Genomic DNA, 18,145 nt, shown 5'->3' with positions numbered 1-18,145 from the left:
CTCAGAGGTCGGCGGGTGTGAGAAAAGCCTCCAGATAGCCGTTGCCCTGCGCCGCCTCGGCAAGGTTGCCGGGAAAGCGCACCACGGCGAGGCCGGAGGTCGGAAAACCGTAGTTCATCATACCGCGCGCCGCCTCCTCCCCATCGCCCGACACCGCCATGGCCAGGTCTTCGGTCATGGGGTTGTGGCCGATCACCAGGAGTGAGTCCGCGCCGCCATTTTTTCGGATGATGTCGAGATAGCCGGCCGCATCCTCGCTGTAGAGCGTGTCGAAGAACAGCACCCGGCCGGTGTCGGTGCGCCCCGCCAGGCCTTCCAGCGTCTGCCGGGCCCGCTTGGCGTTGGAGCAAAGCGTGACGTCCGGCACGTAATTGCGGGCCCGCATGGCTTCTCCGATCGCTTCGGCGTCGGCGATGCCCGATTCGTCGAGCGGACGGTCGAAATCGCGCACGCCGGGCATCGCCCAGCCGGCTTTGGCATGCCGCAACAGATAAAGTCTGCTCAACCGGGCCCCCATGGTGCTGCCTTTCCGGCAAAGCGCGATTAGTCACGAGAACTAGGTCATGCACAATGGCCGATGCCAGCAACTGCAACGAATCATGTGCGAATTCGTTTTCAGCCGTTGAAACAACGTTGTCGCGCGGGTTGCCGATGCGAGACTAACAATTGCGTGAAACTCTCGCCGATAGCGCTTGTGCAGGCTCTTGTCCCCGAATATATAGGCGCCAAATTTGGGGTTGTTGGGTGAGTCGAATGAACGACATCGTTACCGCCGATTACGTACCCTCCGAAGACGAGCCGTTCATGAATGAACGGCAAAAATCGTACTTCCGCCAGAAGCTAATCACTTGGAAGAACGACATTCTCCGCGAAGCACGTGAAACTCTAGAAATCCTGCAGCAGGAAAACGCCAACCACCCCGACCTTGCAGATCGCGCCTCCTCAGAAACCGACCGCGCCATCGAATTGCGCGCCCGCGACCGCCAACGCAAGCTCATCTCCAAAATCGACTCCGCGCTCCAGCGCATCGACGAAGGCACCTACGGCTATTGCGAGGAAACCGGCGAGCCGATCGCGCTGAAGCGGCTCGACGCGCGCCCGATCGCGACGCTGTCGATCGAGGCTCAGGAGCGTCACGAGCGCCGCGAGAAGGTCTATCGCGACGACTGACGCGAACCGGATAGGCAAGAAAACGTCGAAAATGGCCGGTTTTCCGGCCATTTTCGTTTTGGTGCTCAGGGACGGAAAGGTTCGCCTCCGCCGGCAAGCTGCCGTTGGGTCAGCGCTTGTGGCTGCCCAGCTCGCCAAGAAGCTTGGTCATCTCGTCGTCGAGCGAAGGTTTGGCCGCCGGTTTGCTGGCCGCCGCTGACTGGGAATGCTGGTCGTCGAGAGAGGTCTCGAGCTCGTGCATCAGCGTGTCGTCAATGGAATCGTTCGAGGGCGGCGTGTATCTGGCGCTGCCGTTGGTCGTTCCGTAACTCGGCAGCGGCATGACCTTCGCCGTCGGCTGGCTCGGCGCCACCGGCTTCGGCGCAGGGGCGGGCGCTGCCGCGCGCGGCCGTGCGGCGGCCGCTGGCTGGGCGACGGGCGCCGGCGCTTGCCTGACGGGCGCGGATGCGGGAGCCGGTTGCGGCGCGCGCGGGCGTTGCGCGGCGGCGGTTGCCTGCTGCTGGCTGCTGTCGCCGGTCAGCGCCGGCCGGCGCGGCGCGGCCAGCCTGATATCGCGCTCGACCACGACGTCGGTCGGTCCGCCGATCAGGATCAGGTGCTCGATGTCGTCGCGGCGCACCAGAACCAGCCTGCGATGGCTGTCGACGGCGGTGGCGTCCATGACCGCAAGGCGCGTCTTGCGGTTCCTGCCGCCGGCCACGAAAGTGCCGAAGGTCAGGTTGCGCACCACCTTGATGACGAGCAGGACGACGACAAGCAAAATGAGCGCTGCAAACGTCCACAGGATCGCAGCGACATAACCCGGACCCGCCACGCTATCCAGCCACTGCAGCATCGGTGCACCCAATCGCCTCTCGAGGTGAGGGCGACACTAGACCGTGGTGGCGGCCCGCCGCAAGTTCACATCACCCATCGTGAACAGTTTGAAACATGAATCATTTGATTTTACCGGACATTTGCCGCCGGGGCCTTTTCCGTTACAGGAGAATGTGATTCAACCGGCCGTCCGCGCCCGTCGGACACCGGAATCACAAGCAGGGGGAACATGGCCAAGGAAGCGCGCGGCGATTTCTATCCGGTACCGATCGTCGACCAGAACACGCGTCCGGGCGCCGTTACCAGGCTCATCGTCTTCATCGTCGTGCTGACCGGCGCGGCGATCGTCTTCGGACTTTTCCGCGAACGCCTCGGCGATCCTTTCCTGCTCGGCATGCTCGGCGTGCTCGCCATGATCGGCGTCGGCTTCCTGTTCGCCACCGCGATCGGCTTCGTGCAGATCGCGCCGCGCTCGACCGGCGACGAATTGTCGAAAGCCTTTGTCGACTCCATGTCGCAGGGCCTCCTGGTCACCGACACCAAGGGCCGGGTCGTCTATGCCAACCGCGCTTACGCCGACTTGACCGGTGCTGCCTCGGCCGCCGATCTCAAGACCGTCGAGGGGCTGTTGTCGGATGTTCCCGAGGCCTCGATGACGATCTACCGGCTGGCGTCCGGCTTGCGCGACGGGCAGGCGGGCGACGGCGAGTTCCGGCTGGCGCAGTCGATCAAGCCCGGGTCGGAACCCGGCGCGCGCTGGTATCGCGCCCGCGCCCGCGCTTTCAGCATGCCCGGGCAAAGGCTGCCGATGCTGGCCTGGCAGCTCGCCGACATTTCGCAGGAACGGGCGGAGCAGGAGCGTTTCTTCCTCGACCTGCAGAAAGCCATCGACCATCTCGACCATGCGCCGGCCGGATTCTTCTCGGCCGACCAGGAAGGCCGCGTCACCTATATCAACGCCACGCTTGCCGAATGGCTCGGCATCGACCTTGCCTCCTTCACGCCGGGCGCCATCTCACTGCCGGAAATCATCGCCGGCGACGGTATGGCGCTGGTCCGCTCGGTCAAGGCCGATCCCGGCACCACGCGCAATGCCGTCATCGATCTCGACCTCACCACCATGAGCGGCCAGGCGCTGCCGGTGCGCTTCATGCACCGGGTTTCGGCAAGCCGCGAAGGCGTGAACGGCCCGACCCGCACGATCGTGCTCAACCGCACCCAGGGCGAGGATGCGTCCGCGGAACTCAGGGCTTCCGAAGTTCGCTTCACCCGCTTCTTCAACTCGACGCCGATGGCCATTGCCGGCGTCGATGCGAGCGGGCGCATCCTGCGCACCAACGCGCCGTTCCTGCAGCTGTTTTCGTCCGTGGTCGACCGCGACGCCGTCGACCGGCGGGTCCGGTTCGAAACCATCGTCCACGAACGCGACCGGCCGGGTTTCGCGGCGGCCTTCGAGAAGGCCCGGCAGCGGCAGGCCAACATCGAGCCGATCGATTCCGTGCTGCCCGGCAATGAAGAGCGGCACATCCGCTTCTACGTCAACGCCGTCGCCGACAGCGCGGGAGGCGAGGGCGCCGAGGAATCGGCGATCGTCTACGCGGTCGAGACCACCGAGCAGAAGGCGCTTGAGGGCCAGATGGCGCAGAGCCAGAAGATGCAGGCGGTCGGCCAGCTCGCCGGCGGCATCGCGCATGACTTCAACAACGTGCTCACCGCCATCATCATGGCGTCCGATCTTCTGTTGACCAACCACCGGCCGTCGGACCCGTCCTTCCCCGACATCATGAACATCAAGCAGAACGCCAACCGGGCAGCCTCGCTGGTGCGGCAATTGCTGGCCTTCTCGCGCAAGCAGACGCTGCGGCCGGAAGTGCTCAACCTGACCGATGTTCTGGCCGACCTCAGGATGCTGCTCGCCCGCCTGGTCGGCAACGACATCAAGCTGAAGATCGACCACGGCCGCGACCTGTGGCCGGTCAAGGTCGATATCGGCCAGTTTGAGCAGGTGGTGGTCAACCTCGCCGTCAACGCGCGCGACGCCATGCCGAGCGGCGGCGATCTCACCGTGCGCACCCGCAACGTCACCGCCGACGAGTGCAAATCCTTCGCCTATCGCGAACTGACGCCGGCCGACTATGTGCTCGTCGATGTCGAGGACACCGGCAGCGGCATCGCGCCCGATGTGCTGAAGAAGATCTTCGAGCCGTTCTTCACCACCAAGGAAGTGGGCAAGGGCACCGGCCTCGGCCTGTCGATGGTCTATGGCATCATCAAGCAGACCGGCGGCTTCATCTTCTGCGATTCCGAAGTCGGCAAGGGCACGGTGTTCCGCATCTTCCTGCCGCGCCACATCGCCGAGGCGAAGAAGCAGGCCGAGCCTGGCGAAGCGACGGCGACTGCGGCCTCGGTTCCGTCCAAGCCGGCCGATACGGCCAAAGACCTTTCCGGCTCGGCTACGGTGCTTCTGGTCGAGGACGAAGACGCCGTGCGCATGGGCGGCGTCAGGGCGCTGACCTCGCGCGGCTACACCGTCCACGAGGCGTCGTCCGGCGTCGAGGCGCTGGAAGTGTTCGAGGCGCTCGGCGGCAAGGTCGATATCGTGGTGTCCGACGTGGTGATGCCGGAGATGGATGGGCCGACACTGCTCGGCGAGCTGCGCAAGCGCCAGCCGGACATCAAATTCGTGTTCGTTTCGGGCTATGCCGAGGACGCCTTTGCGAAGAACCTGCCGGCCGAGGCGCATTTCGGCTTCCTGCCGAAACCATTCTCGCTCAAGCAGCTGGCGACGATCGTCAAGGACGTGCTGGAATCCTAGCACTTTTGTTTTTGGTGCAATCTTCTGGAATTGCTTTTAAATCAGCTGACGCTTGCACATTGCGGCAGCCCTGCCATGATGGCGATCGGATGGGTCTATCATGGGGGTGGTAGCGCGTGACGCCGCATATCGAGGCGGGCCGGGGGGACTATGCCGAAACGGTGCTGTTGCCGGGCGACCCCGAGCGCGCGCAATGGATGGCGCAGACCTTTCTCGAGGCTCCGCGCTGCGTCAACCGCCGAAGGGGCGCGCTGGGATTTACCGGCCGGTTCCGCGGCAAGCCCGTCAGCATCCAGGCGACCGGTATCGGCGTTTCATCGTTCCTGATCTATGCCCATGAATTGCTCGACTATCATGGCGTGAAGACGCTGATCCGCACCGGGACATGCGGCGGCTTGTCGGAAGACGTCGCGCTGCGCGGCGTCGTTGTCTCCAGTGAGGTGCGGGCGGAAGGGGCAATCAGCGGGCAGGTGTTCGGACTTTACCAGCGGGCAGGCCCGGACAAGGCGCTCCACGCGCTGGCGCTGCAACGCGCGGCCGATCTAGGCATCGCCTGCAGCGCGGGACTGACGATCTGCAGCGACGTGTTCTACCATCCCGATGGCCGCGCCCGCTTCGACGAACCGAGGGCGCTCGGAGCGCTGGCGGTCGATATGGAGACCAGCGCGCTCTATCGGATTGCGGCGCAGTTCGGCGCGCGCGCGCTGTCGCTGCTGACCGTCGTCGATCACATCGTCACCGGCGAGCTGACAGACTATTCGGAACGCCAGGCGCTCTTCACCGACATGACCCGGCTGGCGCTCGAAGTCGCGGCGGCGAGTTAGGCGGCTTCCTGCTTCAACGCGGCCTGCTCCTCGGTGCTGGGGCGGTGGCCCCGCAGATAGAGCGCGCAGGTCGTGCGCAGCATGGAAGCGAAGTTCGGGATCTGGCCGTTGATTTCGATCGCCTCATCATAGAGTTTCGAGATGAATTTCGGCGTCGTCAGTCCCTGGCTGTCGGCGATCTCGTCAAGAAGATCCCAGAATGTCGCTTCGAGCTGGATGCTGGTCGAATGACCGTCTATACGGATCGACCGGTTGATCTGCCGGTAGCCCTCCGGGTCCTGCCCGGCAAAGACTCTGCACATCGCTACCTCCCGTTCTTGTTATCTTGGGCGCCATTTGAACCGACTTGCGCCTTTTGAACACTGCCTGCGTTTGTCATTTTCGATCCGATGGCCAGCGACGGCAATCGGACTTTCGTCCTTGAAGCGCGCCGCGCCGAAACTTCAGCGCGATGCGCCTCAAGTCTTTGTCTGGTTGCGTGTCGTTCTCCCAAAACCGCATCGCACTTTTGGGCGACACGCAGCTAAACTGGCGCGAGACTAGCCATTTTCCAACCCTATGCGTGGTAATCGGCTGCCACCACCTTTTTTCGACGGCGCGCATAATCGGCTCTGTTAGCACCAAAGCTGCGGAGTCCGATTTGGCGAAGACGATCCATTCCATGATCAGGGTACTCGACGAGGCACGCTCCGTCGATTTCTATAGCAGGGCCTTCGGCCTCAAGGTCGCGCAGCGTCTCGATTTCGAGACCTTCACGCTGATTTATCTCAGCAATTCGGACTCGCCCTTCGAGGTCGAGCTGACGGTCAACAAGGGGCGCACCGATCCTTATGTGCTCGGCGACGGCTACGGCCATCTCGCCGTCTCGGTCGCCGATCTCGACAGCGAGCACGACCGGATCGGCGCGCTCGGCTTCAATCCGAAGAAGATCGTCGAGTTCAACAATGACGGGGCGCTGATCGCCCGCTTCTTCTTCATCGAGGATCCCGACGGCTACAAGATCGAGGTCCTGCAGCGAGGGGGGCGCTTCCAATAGGGGATATTGGCCGCGCGGAGGCGCGGCGCCAGCAACGGCACTCTCAGGGGTGCGAACAGCAAGCAGGGAGGAAATCATGGTCACAGTTTACGAGAAGAAACTGGTCTACGAAAAGAAAGTTGGGCTTTCGCGGCGCGAGCTTCTCAAGCGCGGCGGCGTCGGTGCGTTGCTCGTCATCTCGGGCAGCGCCGTCATCAGCCCCGAACATGCCTGGGGTCTCGAAACCTCGGCGCTGAAGCCCGAGACGATGGCGACGCTCATCCAGGCGGCGCGCGACATCTACCCGCACGACCAGGTGCCGGACAAATATTACGCCATCGCCGTCAAGGGCCATGACGAGACGGCCGCCAAGGACCCGGCCCACAAGGAACTGATCGAGAAAGGCATCGCCGAGCTCGACAAGAAGGCCGGCAAGGGCGGCTATCGCGGGCTTGGCTGGGAAGAGCAGCGGGTGGCGCTGCTCACCGACATCGAGAAGACGCCGTTCTTCCAGGCGGTCCGCGGCGGCCTCGTCGTCAGCCTCTACAACCAGAAGGAGGTATGGCCGATCTTCGGTTACGAGGGCGAGTCCTACTCCAAGGGCGGCTACATCGCGCGCGGCTTCAACGACATCGAGTGGCTCTGAGCCGCTCTGCCCTGAACCGCTTTTCGATAGATTTCATGGGAGGAAACCATGGCAGCATCATTTGATCTCAAGAACGACGGCGTGGTCGTCATCATAGGCTCGGGCGCCGGCGGCGGCACGCTCGGCAACGAGCTCGCTCAGAAAGGCATCGACGTCGTCATCCTCGAGGCAGGCGCCCGCCACGAACTTGAGGACTTCATCAACGACGAGTGGGATTCCTTTACCCAGCTCGCCTGGAAGGACAAGCGCACCACCTCGGGCGACTGGCGCGTCGCCAAGGATTTCCCGAACTTGCCGGCATGGATCGTCAAGTCGGTCGGCGGCTCGACCACGCACTGGGCAGGCGCTTCGCTGCGCTTCCAGGAGCATGAGTTCAAGGCGGCCACGACCTACGGCAAGGTCAAGGGCGCAAACCTTGTCGACTGGCCGGTGACGCTGGCCGAGATGGAGCCCTACTACGCCAAGGCGGAAGCCAAGATGGGTGTCACCGGCACCAACAACTGGCCGCGCCTGCCGGGCAACAACAACTTCAAAGTGCTCAAAGCCGGCGCCGACAAGCTCGGCTACAAGGAGTGCCACACCGGCAACATGGCCATCAATTCGGTCGAGCGCGACGACCGCAATTCCTGCCAGCAAACCGGCTTCTGCTTCCAGGGTTGCAAATGGGGCGCCAAATGGTCGACGCTCTACACGGAGATCCCCAAGGGCGAAGCGACGGGGCATCTCGAGGTTCGGCCGAACTCGATGGTGATCAAGATCAACCATGATGCTTCGGGCAAGGTGACCGGCGTCGTCTATGGCGACAAGGACGGCAAGCTGCAGGAACAGAAGGCCCGCATCGTCGCGGTGGCCGGCAACTCGATCGAGAGCCCGCGGCTGCTGCTCAATTCGGAATCGAGCAAATTCCCGCATGGGCTCGCCAACTCGTCCGGGCAGGTGGGCAAGAACTACATGCGCCACACCACCGGCTCGGTCTACGCCATCTTCGACAAGCCGGTGCACATGTATCGCGGCACCACCATGGCCGGCATCATCCGCGACGAGGCGCGCCACGATCCCTCACGCGGCTTCGTCGGTGGCTACGAAATGGAGACGCTGTCGCTCGGACTGCCGTTCATGGCGGCATTCCTGAACCCGGGCGGCTGGGGCCGTTCCTTCACCACGGCGCTCGACCACTATGACCATATGGCGGGCCTGTGGATCGTCGGCGAGGACATGCCACGCGAGGAGAACCGCATCACGCTGCACAAGGACGAGAAGGACGAGCACGGCATGCCGATCGCCGACGTCCATTTCGACGACCATCCCAACGACGAGGCGATGCGCAATCATGCCTACAAGCAGGGCCAGGCGCTCTACGCCGCCGTTGGCGCGACCAGGACTTTTCCGACGCCGCCTTATCCGTCGACCCACAATCTCGGCACCAACCGGATGAGCGAGAAGGCGGAGGACGGTGTCGTCAACAAGCACGGCCAGTCGCACGACATCAAGAACCTGTTCGTGTCCGACGGCAGCCAGTTCACCAGCGGGGCGGCGGAAAACCCGACGCTGACCATCGTGACGCTGGCGATCCGCCAGGCGGACTACATCGCCGCGCAGATGTCGGCGAAAACGATCTGACCTCCCGACTGCCTGCTGGCGCGGGACCCGCGAGGGTTCCGCGCCTTTTTTCTCGATCAATGCTTGGTGCAGGTCGAGGCGGTGAAGGCGCCGTCCTGCTGTTTCATGATGATGTCGAAGGAAGGGCCGCTCGGGTCATCCAGTGTCGCTTGGGTCATCGAGATCGAGTTGCCGCCGCTGGTGTAGCCGCCGAGCGGACCAAGCCAGGTGATCTCGCCATTCGGGTTCATCTGGTAGTCGTAGGCCTGCGGCGCGGCGCCGAAGGTCACCGGGCCGCTATAGAGGCTGCCCTTGATGGTGATCACGCCGAGGTCGAGGAAGAGGCCGAGCAGATAGACCTCGCAGTGATAGGCGCCGTCGGGCAGTTTGCCGTCGGTGAAATCGGCTCGCGCGCCGCCGGCGGCGGCGAGCAGAAGCAGGAAACTCAGGATGACGCGTGAGGCCATGGTGTCTCTCGTTTGCGCGGCGACCTTGCCCCATTTCGCCTGCGCGCCGCAACAGTGCCGATGCTGGCTTTGTTAAACTCAGATGAAAGTTTAGGCATTTTTACCATTTGGGCAAAATCTAGGCATGACTGCGTAAACTTTTCTCAATCCTGCCGCGTCGCAGCGAAAGCAAAAAGCTCCGTGGCGGTTCTCTAAGTGGCTGTAATCGCTTTATTACTTCAAGATTCTGCTTGGCTCATTTCTGTCTGGCACGTCGTTTGCACAGCTTGTGTTGCGATGCAAAACAACCAGCTTGGGAGTGTGTCATATGAGGGGTAACTTCGCGAAAATAACAAAAATTCTGTCCGCCGGCGTCGTCGCGGCCGGCCTGCTGGCATCGGCTTCCGCCAAGGCGGCTGAAGACACGATCAAGGTCGGCATCCTCCATTCGCTGTCGGGGACCATGGCGATTTCAGAGACGACGCTGAAGGACGTCATGCTGATGCTGATCGACGAGCAGAACGCCAAGGGCGGTCTGCTCGGCAAGAAACTGGAAGCCGTGGTCGTCGACCCGGCGTCCAACTGGCCGCTGTTCGCCGAAAAGGCGCGCGAGCTGATCTCGAAGGACAAAGTCGCGGCCGTTTTCGGCTGCTGGACGTCGGTGTCGCGCAAGTCGGTGCTGCCGGTGTTCTCGGAACTCGACAACATCCTATTCTACCCCGTCCAGTATGAAGGCGAGGAAAGCGAGCGGAACGTCTTCTACACCGGTGCCGCGCCGAACCAGCAGGCCATTCCGGCCGTCGACTATCTGATGAGCGCCGATGGCGGTTCGGTGAAGCGCTGGGTGCTCGAGGGCACCGACTACGTCTATCCGCGCACCACCAACAAGATCCTCGAAGCCTACCTCAAGGCAAAGGGCGTGCCGGCCGAGGACATCATGGTCAACTACACGCCGTTCGGCTTCTCCGACTGGCAGACCGAGGTCTCGGCGATCAAGAAGTTCGGCTCGGCCGGCAAGAAGACAGCGGTCGTCTCGACGGTCAATGGCGACGCCAACGTGCCGTTCTACAAAGAGCTCGGCAACCAGGGCATCAAGGCCGAGGACATTCCTGTCATGGCCTTCTCGGTCGGCGAGGAAGAACTGGCCGGTCTCGACACCGGACCGCTGGTCGGCCATCTCGCCGCCTGGAACTACTTTGAAAGCGTCGACACGCCGGAGAACAAGAAGTTCATCGACAACTGGCACAAGTTCATCAAGAACGACAAGCGCACCACCAACGACCCGATGGAAGCCCATTATATCGGCTTCAACATGTGGGTGAAGGCGGTGGAGAAGGCCGGCACCACCGATCCGGACAAGGTGATCGACGCCATGGTCGGCGTCTCGGTGCCGAACCTGACGGGCGGCTATTCGACGATGATGCCCAACCACCACATCACCAAGCCGGTGCTGATCGGTGAAATCCAGGCCGACGGCCAGTTCGAGACCGTCTCACAGACGCCCGGCCTGGTGATGGGCGACGAATGGTCCGACTACCTGCCCGATTCCAAGGACCTGATCTCCGATTGGCGCGCGCCGCTGAGCTGCGGCAACTTCAACGTCAAGACCGGCAAGTGCGGCGGCAAGGGCACGAACTAGATCCTCCCAAGTCTATGGGTCGCGTAATGGCCTCGCGACCCTGGACCCTACCCGGGCGGGTTTCCCGGCCCGCCCGGGCAAGATCCTCAAAGCCTAGTTTTACGCAATTCCGGACGGAAAACCGCTTCACACTCTTCCTGGAATTGCTCGAGAAAAATCGCCTGAACACGACGATGATGATGCTGCGCACAATTGGTCTGATGCTGCTTCTGACGATGGCGAGCCTTTTGCCGTCGCAAGCCGGCGAGGCCGACCTGCGCGCCACCGTCGGCAAGTTCGCGGCTGCCACCGGTTTTTCGGCCACCGAAGCCGTCGTGCGCGAGCTTGCCGCCAGTGGCGATCCCTCCGTCGAGCGCCCACTCTCCGCTTTGGCCGACGGCAATCTCTACATCCGCAAGGCCGACACCCAGGTCTTCGTCGGCAAGGAAGCCGGCGAGGGTGTCGAATTGCTCGACCCGCTGAACGGCGAGAAGGTGGCCGACGCCGTCAAGGCCGACCTCACCAAGATCAAAGTCAACAACGGCCTGCGCCGTATCATCCGCGATGCGCTGGGCACGCTGACGCTGCGCGCCAAGGACACGAGCGTACGCCTCGCGGCCGCGGCGACCATGTTCAAGACACCGGATGCGGCGAATATGGAGCCGCTCGATGCCGCGATCGCGGCCGAGACGGATACTGCGGTCAAGGCGATGTTCGAACAGGCGCGCGCAGCGTCGGTTCTGGTCTCCGACAAGCCGGAGGCCGACAAGCTCACCGCCATTTCGGTCATCGCGGTGCGTGGCGACCGTGATGCACTGTCGTTGCTGACCTCCGCCGAGGCGAATGCGCAGGGCGCGGTCAAGGAAGCGGCAACCGCGGCGATCGGACAGATCAATTCGACGCTTGCCTTGTGGGACGCCGGCCAGAACATCTGGTACGGCATCTCGCTCGGATCGGTGCTGCTGCTTGCCGCGATCGGGCTTGCCATCACCTTCGGTGTCATGGGCGTCATCAACATGGCGCATGGCGAGATGGTGATGCTCGGCGCCTACACCACTTTCGTCGTCCAGCAGGTGATCCGCACCTCCTTCCCCGGCCTGTTCGACTGGTCGCTGGTCATTGCGCTGCCGCTGGCCTTCCTGGTCGCGGCGCTGGTTGGGCTGGCCATCGAACGCGGCATCATCCGTTTCCTGTATGGCCGTCCGCTGGAGACGCTACTTGCGACCTGGGGCGTCTCGCTGATCCTGCAGCAGGCGGTGCGCACGATCTTCGGCCCGACCAACCAGGAGGTGGGCAACCCGTCCTGGATGTCGGGTTCCTTCGATATCGGCCAACTGGCCATCACCTGGAACCGGCTGTGGATCCTGGTGTTCGCGCTGCTCTTGTTCGGCGTGCTGCTCTACGTCATGAAGCGCACGCCCTGGGGCCTGCAGATGCGCGCCGTCACCGCCAACCGGAGGATGGCCGCTTCCATGGGCATCAAGACGCCGTGGGTCGACGCGCTGACCTTCGCGCTGGGCTCCGGCATTGCCGGGATCGCCGGCGTGGCGCTCAGCCAGATCGACAACGTCTCGCCCAATCTCGGCCGAGGCTACATCATCGACAGTTTCATGGTCGTGGTCTTCGGCGGCGTCGGCAATCTGTGGGGCACGCTGGTCGGCGCCTTCTCGCTCGGCATCGTCAACAAGGTCCTCGAGCCCTATGCCGGCGCCGTACTCGGCAAGATCGTCGTGCTGGTGCTGATCATCCTGTTCATCCAAAAGCGCCCGCGCGGCCTGTTCGCGCTGAAGGGCAGGGCGGTGGAAGCATGATCACGCAACGCTTCCTCGGCGCCGACCGCCGTATCGCCGCCATGATCCTCGCCCTGCTCGCGGCGGCCGTCATCGTGCCGCTGCTCAATCTCGCGGTTTCGCCGCAAAGCGCCTTCTACATACCGCCCTATATCGTGGCGCTGGTCGGCAAGTATCTGTGCTATGCGCTGCTGGCGCTCGCGCTCGACCTGGTCTGGGGCTATTGCGGCATCCTGTCGCTCGGCCACGGCGCCTTCTTCGCGCTCGGCGGCTATGCGATGGGCATGTATCTGATGCGGCAGATCGGTTCGCGCGGCGTCTACGGCAATCCGATCCTGCCCGACTTCATGGTGTTCCTGAACTACAAGGAATTGCCCTGGTTCTGGTACGGCTTCGACCATTTCTGGTTCGCGGCGCTGATGGTGCTGGCCGTGCCCGGCCTGCTTGCCTTCGTCTTCGGCTGGTTCGCTTTCCGCAGCCGCGTCACCGGGGTCTATCTGTCGATCATCACCCAAGCGATGACCTATGCGCTGTTGCTCGCCTTCTTCCGCAACGACATGGGTTTCGGCGGCAATAACGGCCTGACCGACTTCAAGGATATTCTCGGCTTCAACGTGCAGGCCGACGCGACGCGGTCGGCGCTGTTTTCGGCAAGCGCCGTCACGCTGGCGCTCGCCGTCTTCGTCACCGCGGCGATCGTGCGCTCCAAATACGGCAAGCTGCTGATGGCGGTGCGCGACGCCGAGAGCCGCACGCGCTTCCTCGGCTGGCGGGCCGAGAACGTCAAGCTGTTCGCCTTCACGGTCTCGGCAATCATGGCCGGCATTGCCGGGGCGCTCTACGTGCCGCAGGTCGGCATCATCAATCCGGGCGAGTTCGAGCCGGCCAATTCGATCGAAGTGGTGATCTGGACCGCCGTCGGCGGGCGCGGCACCATCGTCGGCCCGATCGTCGGCGCGCTGCTCGTCAATGCCGGCAAATCCTGGTTCACCGGCGTGCTGCCGGAATTCTGGCTGTTCGCGCTGGGCGGCCTGTTCGTCGCCGTCACGCTTCTGCTGCCCAAAGGCGTCGTCGGCATGTGGGATAACTGGCGTAGCCAGGCAAAGGCGCTGCGTGCAGCCTCGCTTGCCGCCGCAGCCAGCGCCGAAACGGAGGCATCGCAGCCGAAGATCGTTCGCTCGGCGGCAAGGACGCCAGGCGCCTGGTCGGCCGCCGGCCCTGAGCCGCAGCCGGCGGAGTGAGAGCATGAACAAGTCGAACACCATCCTCTATCTCGACGGCGTCTCGGTCTCCTTCGACGGCTTTCGCGCCATCAACAATCTGTCGCTGGTGCTCGACAAGGGCGAGATGCGCGCCATCATCGGACCCAACGGCGCCGGCAAGACCACGATGATGGACATCGTCACAGGCAAGACGCGGCCGGACGAGGGCGAGGTGTTCTTCGACGGCCAGGTGGATCTCACCCGCCACGATGAGGCCGAGATCGCCATGATGGGCATCGGCCGCAAATTCCAGAAGCCGACCGTCTTCGAGAGCCATAGCGTCGAGGACAATCTCATGCTGGCGCTGAAAGGCCCGCGCTCGATCTTCCCGGCGCTGTTCCATCGCGCATCGGCCAACGAGGCGCGGCGCATCGACGACATCCTCGGCGTCGTCCGTCTCGGCGACAAGCGCGAAGAAACCGCCGCCAACCTGAGCCACGGCCAGAAGCAATGGCTGGAGATCGGCATGCTGCTCGCCCAGGACCCAAAGCTTTTGCTGGTCGACGAGCCGGTCGCCGGGATGACCGACGCCGAGACCGAGGAGACCGCTCGTCTGCTCAAGGACATCGCCCGTGACCATTCGGTGGTCGTCGTCGAGCACGACATGCATTTCGTGCGCGAGCTGGGCGTCAAGGTCACCTGCCTGCATGAGGGTTCGGTGCTGTCGGAAGGCACGCTCGATTTCGTCTCGGCGGACGAGCGCGTCGTCGAAGTCTATCTGGGGCGCTGAGCATGGTCTGGCGGGTTCCGTTCCACCGTTTCGATTTTTCTTTCCTCCGGCGCTGGAGAAGAGGCTGACCATGCTCGAAGTCTCCAACGCCACACTCCACTACGGCGCCGCTCAGGCGCTGCGTGGCGTTTCGCTGAAGGCAGGTGCCGGCAAGATCACCTGCGTGCTCGGCCGCAACGGCGTCGGCAAGACCAGTTTGATGAGATCGATCGTCGGCCATCACCGGCTGACGAGCGGAAGCGTTGCCTTCGAGGGGAAGGCGCTCGACCGGAGCGCGGCGTATGATCGCGCCCGGTCGGGCATCGCATTCGTGCCGCAGGGCAGGGAGGTGTTCCCGCTGCTGACGGTGCGCGAGAATCTGGAATCCGGCTTCGCGCCGCTCAGGCGCGTCGACCGGAATGTTCCAGCGCATGTCTTCGAGCTGTTCCCGGTGCTGAAGCAGATGCTCGGCCGCCGCGGCGGCGACCTTTCCGGCGGACAGCAGCAGCAGCTCGCCATCGGCCGCGCGCTGGTGATGCGGCCGAAGCTCCTGGTGCTCGACGAGCCGACCGAAGGCATCCAGCCTTCGATCATCAAGGATATCGGCCGCGCCATCCGCTACCTGCGCGACCAGGCCGGGATCGCGGTGCTGCTTGTGGAGCAATATCTCGATTTCTGCCGGGAACTTGCCGACGAGGTGAACATCATGGATCGTGGTCAGATCGTGCATACCGGCCCCGCCGAGGATCTCGATCGGGCGGATGTGAGGAAGTTCCTGACAGTCTAAAATAGCTGCTTAACTTCGACTGACATCACGAACCGATAGCAAGCTCAATATTTCTCTCACTTACCCTGCCCAACTCTGGCGCGGCCAACGCTGCGTGCTAGTCTTTTCTTGGCCTTGGTGAGTCGGCCGCTTTCCGTACCAGTCGCGAAATGAGGGGGAAGGCGCGGACACCGCCCGCAAGTTCCACGCAAGCAAGCCTGGCTAGCTTTCCCAGCAGTGATTGTCGGTCAATGCGTCCAAAAAGAAGCTTGCCAGGGGACGGCGATGGAACGTTTTGTCGAGGACTACCAGAAGCGGCGCCTCACCGAGCGCGTCGACATCATGACCGCGATCAACATCCTGATGTCGCAAGGTTTTGACGAGGATCATCTCCTCGATGAGATCACCAAGGTCTTCTACGTCGATCTCGACGCCTTCAACGACGTGATCTCACACCATTGAGAGCTTGCTCGCGCCGGTAATATTCAACCGGCGCGGCGGAAATCCAGGACGCGGTTGCGGCCGCCGCGCTTGGCGGCATACAGCGCCTTGTCGGCGGCGCTGAGCACCTTGTCGAAGCTCATGCCTTCTGGACTGCCGAAGGCGAAGCCGGCGCTGACCGTGCAGCGCAAAGGTCCGGTCTCCGTCTCGACCGTATGCGCGGCGAACGCGGCCCTGACGCGCTCGGCTGTGGCCTCGGCAGTCTCCGGCAAGGTGCGCTTCAGCACCATGGCAAATTCCTCGCCGCCCATGCGGGCGACGGAGTCGTGGGGGCGCAGATCGGCCGAGAGCACTTCGGCAAAGACCTTGAGCACCTCGTCGCCGGCGGCGTGGCCGAACTGGTCGTTGATCGCCTTGAAGCCGTCGAGATCAAACACCACCACCGCCGTGAAAGCGTTGACAGGCACCCTGCCATGCAGGTGGAACAGCGCGCGGCGGTTGAGCAGTCCGGTCAGCGCGTCGGTCTGGGCTTCGCGCTGATGGTGGCGGGCGAGCCGCCCCTGGTTGAGCGCCAGCGACAAGGCGCCGATACCGGTCATCGAGGCGATGACGATGACGAGGTTCAGATCCTCAGCCCAGTTGCTCGGCGCATGGCCGAGGACCAGCCTGCCGTCCCACGCCAGCACCGCCGCGCACAGCACGAAGGATGCGGCGGTCAGCGAATAGAGCAGTGCAACGCCGACGAGATGGACGGGCGCCTCCGCGCGGCCCCGCCAATATTGATACGCGGTGCCGAACAGAAGCAGCGCTGCCAGGGCGTTCTCCAGCATGAAGCCCAGTCCGTCATAGCCGAGCGCCATCGGCGGCAGCGCGAGCGCAAAGGACAGGCCGGCGCCAAGCGCGATCAGCGGCACGGGCGAGCGCCTCGTCCTGTATTGATGGGCGGCGCCCAGCATGACCGAGAAGCCGAACAAGAGCAGCGCCAGCGTCAGCACGCCAAGGGCCGCTCCGGGCGTCTTGATATAGGCGTCATAGACAAAGACTTCGATCACCACGACCAGCACGCTGATCGCCCAGGTCAGCAGGAACCTGTCGGAACGGGCGGCCAGCCAGGTTCCGAACAGCGTGAGGCTGAGGCAAGCGGCGGAGAAGCCGACGGCCAGAAGCAGTGAGTTGTAGTCGAGCAGCATGCACGCGTCCCAGCCTGCGCCGGGCTTCTGCAACCTGACGTAGGTCCATTAGTGCAGCATGGAAGTATCGATTGCGTTACGATAGGCGCGAAGATGCGAGGGTTTCGTCCGATTGAGCGCGGCCGACGGGCAGCGGCCTGACGGCGGCCGCTACCGGCACACCATCGGCGTTTTTGAGCTGCATCGGTCTCGACCTGAGGCTTTGACGGAGCCGGCCGGTCAGCTGACCCGCTTCATCAGCGCCATGGCGCCGAAGGGCGCGCGCACCTTGCCTTCGGTGATGAAGTAGGCAAACACGTCGCGCGGCTTCACCGGCGCGTCGGTCTTGGGATCGGCGCGCGGCAGGTCGGCGGGTTGCTTGCCTTCGGCCCAGGTTTTCGTCCGCCCCGCCCATTCGTCGAGGCCCTTCGGCGTGTAGCAGTCGGGATTGTCGTCGCTGCCGGTCTGCAGCCGCGCGTAAACGAAGTCGCCGGTGACATCGGCGATCGCCGGATATTTGGCGTGGTCGGCATAGACGATCGCCGCGTTGTACTTGCGCGCCAATGCCGGGAATTCCGGCACGATGAAGCTGTCGTGGCGCACCTCCAGCGCATGGCGCAAGGCCACGCCGTCCTGCTTCTCGGGCAGAAGTTTCAGGAAGGCTTCGAAATCGTCGGCGTCGAATTTCTTGGTCGGCGCGAACTGCCACAGGATCGGGCCGAGCTTTTCGCCGAGCGCGGCAACGCCGGAGCCGAGGAAGCGCATCATCGATTCGCCGGCTTCGCCGAGCACGCGGCGGTTGGTGACGAAGCGGTTGCCCTTGAGCGAGAAGACGAAGCCCTCCGGCGCGTCGTTGGCCCACTTCACGAAGGTCGGTTCCTTGAAGCTGGAATAATAGGTGCCGTTGACCTCGATGCTCGGCACCTGGCGGCTGGCGTAGTGCAACTGCTTGGCCTTGGCGAGTTTGTCCGGATAGAAGGATGTGTCCCAGGGCTCGAAAGTCCAGCCGCCCATGCCGGAGCGGATCGTTCCTTGGCTCATCGTCTTCCTCCTCCGAGT

18 protein-coding genes are annotated in these 18,145 nt (G+C 63.5%); 12 read left to right on the top strand and 6 right to left on the bottom strand.

The window, feature by feature from the left end; translation table 11 throughout:
* Nucleotide 1 precedes the first annotated feature (1 nt).
* Nucleotides 2-505, bottom strand: a complete 504-nt coding sequence (locus tag DPM33_RS16285; RefSeq protein ID WP_112098473.1) for a SixA phosphatase family protein — start codon at nucleotides 503-505, stop codon at nucleotides 2-4.
* A gap of 248 nt (nucleotides 506-753) precedes the next feature.
* Between DPM33_RS16285 and dksA the strand changes: the two genes are divergently transcribed.
* Entirely contained in the window at nucleotides 754-1,170 is a 417-nt protein-coding gene (gene dksA / locus DPM33_RS16280) for an RNA polymerase-binding protein DksA (RefSeq protein WP_040972254.1), read from the top strand.
* 109 nt (nucleotides 1,171-1,279) lie between these two features.
* Here the strand turns inward: dksA and DPM33_RS16275 are convergent, their stop codons facing one another.
* Entirely contained in the window at nucleotides 1,280-2,005 is a 726-nt protein-coding gene (locus DPM33_RS16275) for a flagellar biosynthetic protein FliO (protein ID WP_112098472.1), read from the bottom strand.
* 210 nt (nucleotides 2,006-2,215) lie between these two features.
* Between DPM33_RS16275 and cckA the strand changes: the two genes are divergently transcribed.
* A complete protein-coding gene (gene cckA / locus DPM33_RS16270; RefSeq protein ID WP_112098471.1) occupies nucleotides 2,216-4,801 on the top strand; it encodes a cell cycle histidine kinase CckA in 2,586 nt (861 codons plus the stop codon).
* Between the two features lie 116 nt (nucleotides 4,802-4,917).
* On the top strand, nucleotides 4,918-5,625 hold the full coding sequence (locus DPM33_RS16265) for a purine-nucleoside phosphorylase (protein WP_112098470.1): 708 nt from the start codon (nucleotides 4,918-4,920) through the stop codon (nucleotides 5,623-5,625).
* On the opposite strand, the gene DPM33_RS16260 is transcribed toward DPM33_RS16265, so the two are convergent.
* Nucleotides 5,622-5,927, bottom strand: a complete 306-nt coding sequence (locus DPM33_RS16260; protein WP_112098469.1) for a ribbon-helix-helix domain-containing protein — start codon at nucleotides 5,925-5,927, stop codon at nucleotides 5,622-5,624. The two genes, DPM33_RS16265 and DPM33_RS16260, sit on opposite strands and share 4 nt — an antisense overlap.
* A 338-nt stretch (nucleotides 5,928-6,265) precedes the next feature.
* On the opposite strand from DPM33_RS16260, the gene DPM33_RS16255 reads away from it, so the two are divergent.
* The 3 genes from DPM33_RS16255 (at nucleotide 6,266) to DPM33_RS16245 (ending at nucleotide 8,906) form a co-directional block, all read left to right on the top strand.
* A complete protein-coding gene (locus DPM33_RS16255) occupies nucleotides 6,266-6,661 on the top strand; it encodes a VOC family protein (RefSeq protein ID WP_112098468.1) in 396 nt (131 codons plus the stop codon).
* Nucleotides 6,662-6,737: 76 nt separating this feature from the next.
* Nucleotides 6,738-7,286, top strand: coding sequence for a gluconate 2-dehydrogenase subunit 3 family protein (locus tag DPM33_RS16250; protein WP_112098467.1), 549 nt, complete (start codon nucleotides 6,738-6,740; stop codon nucleotides 7,284-7,286).
* 48 nt (nucleotides 7,287-7,334) lie between these two features.
* The gene (locus DPM33_RS16245; RefSeq protein ID WP_112098466.1) at nucleotides 7,335-8,906 is read left to right on the top strand and encodes a GMC family oxidoreductase; all 1,572 of its coding nucleotides are present in this window, start codon (nucleotides 7,335-7,337) and stop codon (nucleotides 8,904-8,906) included.
* 56 nt (nucleotides 8,907-8,962) lie between these two features.
* Here DPM33_RS16245 and DPM33_RS16240 read toward each other — a convergent pair whose 3' ends face one another.
* Nucleotides 8,963-9,352, bottom strand: coding sequence for a hypothetical protein (locus tag DPM33_RS16240; protein ID WP_112098465.1), 390 nt, complete (start codon nucleotides 9,350-9,352; stop codon nucleotides 8,963-8,965).
* Nucleotides 9,353-9,659: 307 nt separating this feature from the next.
* Here DPM33_RS16240 and urtA point away from each other — a divergent pair, with 307 nt between their 5' ends.
* The 6 genes from urtA to DPM33_RS16210 all read left to right on the top strand — a co-directional run bounded on the left by urtA (nucleotide 9,660) and on the right by DPM33_RS16210 (nucleotide 15,938).
* On the top strand, nucleotides 9,660-10,970 hold the full coding sequence (urtA, locus tag DPM33_RS16235) for an urea ABC transporter substrate-binding protein (protein WP_112098464.1): 1,311 nt from the start codon (nucleotides 9,660-9,662) through the stop codon (nucleotides 10,968-10,970).
* A 173-nt stretch (nucleotides 10,971-11,143) separates the two neighbouring features.
* On the top strand, nucleotides 11,144-12,760 hold the full coding sequence (gene urtB / locus DPM33_RS16230; protein WP_112098655.1) for an urea ABC transporter permease subunit UrtB: 1,617 nt from the start codon (nucleotides 11,144-11,146) through the stop codon (nucleotides 12,758-12,760).
* Nucleotides 12,757-13,980: an urea ABC transporter permease subunit UrtC gene (urtC, locus tag DPM33_RS16225; protein WP_112098463.1), complete on the top strand. Its 1,224-nt coding sequence runs from the start codon at nucleotides 12,757-12,759 to the stop codon at nucleotides 13,978-13,980. The genes urtB and urtC overlap by 4 nt, the downstream gene beginning before the upstream one ends.
* 4 nt (nucleotides 13,981-13,984) lie before the next feature.
* On the top strand, nucleotides 13,985-14,731 hold the full coding sequence (urtD, locus tag DPM33_RS16220) for an urea ABC transporter ATP-binding protein UrtD (RefSeq protein ID WP_112098462.1): 747 nt from the start codon (nucleotides 13,985-13,987) through the stop codon (nucleotides 14,729-14,731).
* A gap of 70 nt (nucleotides 14,732-14,801) precedes the next feature.
* On the top strand, nucleotides 14,802-15,497 hold the full coding sequence (urtE, locus tag DPM33_RS16215; protein WP_112098461.1) for an urea ABC transporter ATP-binding subunit UrtE: 696 nt from the start codon (nucleotides 14,802-14,804) through the stop codon (nucleotides 15,495-15,497).
* 264 nt (nucleotides 15,498-15,761) lie between these two features.
* Nucleotides 15,762-15,938 carry a hypothetical protein gene (locus DPM33_RS16210; RefSeq protein WP_112098460.1) on the top strand — a complete coding sequence of 59 codons (177 nt, stop codon included), beginning with the start codon at nucleotides 15,762-15,764 and terminating at the stop codon, nucleotides 15,936-15,938.
* Between the two features lie 23 nt (nucleotides 15,939-15,961).
* Here DPM33_RS16210 and DPM33_RS16205 read toward each other — a convergent pair whose 3' ends face one another.
* On the bottom strand, nucleotides 15,962-17,107 hold the full coding sequence (locus DPM33_RS16205; protein WP_112098459.1) for a GGDEF domain-containing protein: 1,146 nt from the start codon (nucleotides 17,105-17,107) through the stop codon (nucleotides 15,962-15,964).
* A 219-nt stretch (nucleotides 17,108-17,326) separates the two neighbouring features.
* Nucleotides 17,327-18,127 (bottom strand): DUF72 domain-containing protein, encoded by an 801-nt coding sequence (locus DPM33_RS16200; RefSeq protein WP_112098458.1) that lies wholly within the window; start codon nucleotides 18,125-18,127, stop codon nucleotides 17,327-17,329.
* Nucleotides 18,128-18,145: the final 18 nt, after the last annotated feature.

Source organism: Mesorhizobium hawassense, from assembly GCF_003289945.1.
GTDB classification, from domain to species: domain Bacteria; phylum Pseudomonadota; class Alphaproteobacteria; order Rhizobiales; family Rhizobiaceae; genus Mesorhizobium; species Mesorhizobium hawassense.
The sequence above is the reverse complement of the archived record's forward strand: the minus strand, read 5'-3'. Positions and strand labels throughout refer to the sequence as shown.